Source organism: Clostridium sp. CAG:265, assembly GCF_000436575.1.
Classification (GTDB): domain Bacteria; phylum Bacillota; class Clostridia; order Clostridiales; family Clostridiaceae; genus Clostridium; species Clostridium lentum.
This window is the reverse complement of sequence record NZ_FR886636.1, coordinates 1-1,748: the sequence shown is the minus strand read 5'-3', so window position 1 is coordinate 1,748 and position 1,748 is coordinate 1. Positions and strand designations below refer to the sequence as shown.

At 26.8% G+C, this 1,748-nt stretch carries 1 protein-coding gene; it reads left to right on the top strand.

Going from position 1 to position 1,748, the window contains the following annotated elements:
* Positions 1-22 precede the first annotated feature (22 nt).
* Positions 23-1,582: an IS1182 family transposase gene (locus tag Q5O29_RS09670; RefSeq protein ID WP_022212745.1), complete on the top strand. Its 1,560-nt coding sequence runs from the start codon at positions 23-25 to the stop codon at positions 1,580-1,582.
* The last annotated feature ends 166 nt before the right edge of the window (positions 1,583-1,748 follow it).

The following is a 1,748-nucleotide window of genomic DNA, read 5'->3' as shown; positions in this document are numbered from 1 at the left end:
CTTCAAAAAGAATGTGATACCTATGCAACAAATAGGTTTTCCAATACAGGTCCCTTTTATACCTAAAGAAGATGATCCTGTAAGACTGCTATTTGAAGTTACGGAGGGATTAGATTATACAAATTTATATAAAACATACTCTACATTAGGTAGAAATCCAGCAGTCGATCCAGTCACTTTATTTAGGCTATTAATATATGGAGATATGAACAAAATATACTCCAGTAGAGAATTAGAAAAAGCTTGCAAACGTGATATAAACTTTATTTGGCTTTTGCAGGGGCAAAAGGCTCCGGATCATAATACAATTGCTAGATTTAGAAGTCAACGTTTAGCAAATTGCCTTCGTGATTTATTTAATCAACTTATTATTTATTTAGGAGAAAATAATGAAATTCAATATGAAAATTTATTTGTAGATGGTACAAAAATCGAAGCGAATGCTAATAAGTATACTTTTATATGGAAAAAAGCAACTGATAAATTTGAAAATAAACTACAAGAAAAAATTAAAGATACTTTAAAACATTTAAAAGATGAATTAGGTATAAAAATCAATATTAATAATGATAAAATAACAGTTGATTTCGTATCTAAAATATTACACAAGTTAGATACTATTAAAGTTGAAAATAAAATTGAATTTGTTCATGGAAAAGGTAAAAGAAAAAGCAAATTGCAAAAATACTTTGAATCACTTGAAGAATTTATAGAAAAACAAAGTAAATATGATGAATATAATAGCATCTTTGACGGTCGAAATAGCTTTTCAAAAACTGATAAAGACGCGACTTTCATGCATATGAAAGAAGACCATATGAAAAATGGTCAACTTAAACCAGGGTATAATATTCAAATTGGTGTTGAAGGAGAATACATAGTCGGTGTTGATGTTTCAAGTGAAAGAGCGGATCAATTAACATTCATACCATTTCTTAATAAACTTGAAAATGATTTACCTGAAAAATTTAAAAATGTTATAGCTGACGCTGGATATGAAAGTGAAGAAAATTATAAATATTTAAGTGAACATAATCAAAATCCATATATTAAACCACAAAACTACAAAAAGTCAAAAAGTAAAAAATTTAAAAATGATATTAGTAAGAGAGAAAATATGACTTATAATGTTGAGGATGATTATTACATATGTGCCTATGGAAAAAGATTAGTTCCTGCTTCAAGCAAAATTAAAGTATCTAAATCTAACTATAAATCAGTAGTGACCATTTACGAAAGTGAAAATTGTAATGGCTGTCCATATAAAGATAAATGTACTAAAGCTAAAGGGAATAAGAGACTTCATGTATCTAAAGATTTTCTTGAAAAACGTAATGAATCTCTTAAAAATATTTCAACGCCCGAAGGAAAAATTTTAAGAATTAATCGTTCTATTCAGGTCGAAGGTGTATTTGGAGTTTTAAAACAAGATTATGCATTTAGAAGATTCTTACTTCGTGGTAAGAAGAATGTATTGGTAGAATTTACATTGCTCGCATTTGCTTATAATATTCAAAAATTATTTAATAAAAATATTAAAAATACAAATGGAATATTATTACACATTCCTAAAACAGCTTAGTGGAATAATATGTAAAACAAATAGAAGGATTAATACCTTCTATTTGTTGTGTTTAAAATTAAATTTATTACCACTAATTACATAATATAAACTGAATAATTTTTCTAAAAAACAAAAAAGAGGTCGTCTACATAAATGATTTAAAAATCATTTATGAGACGTCCCC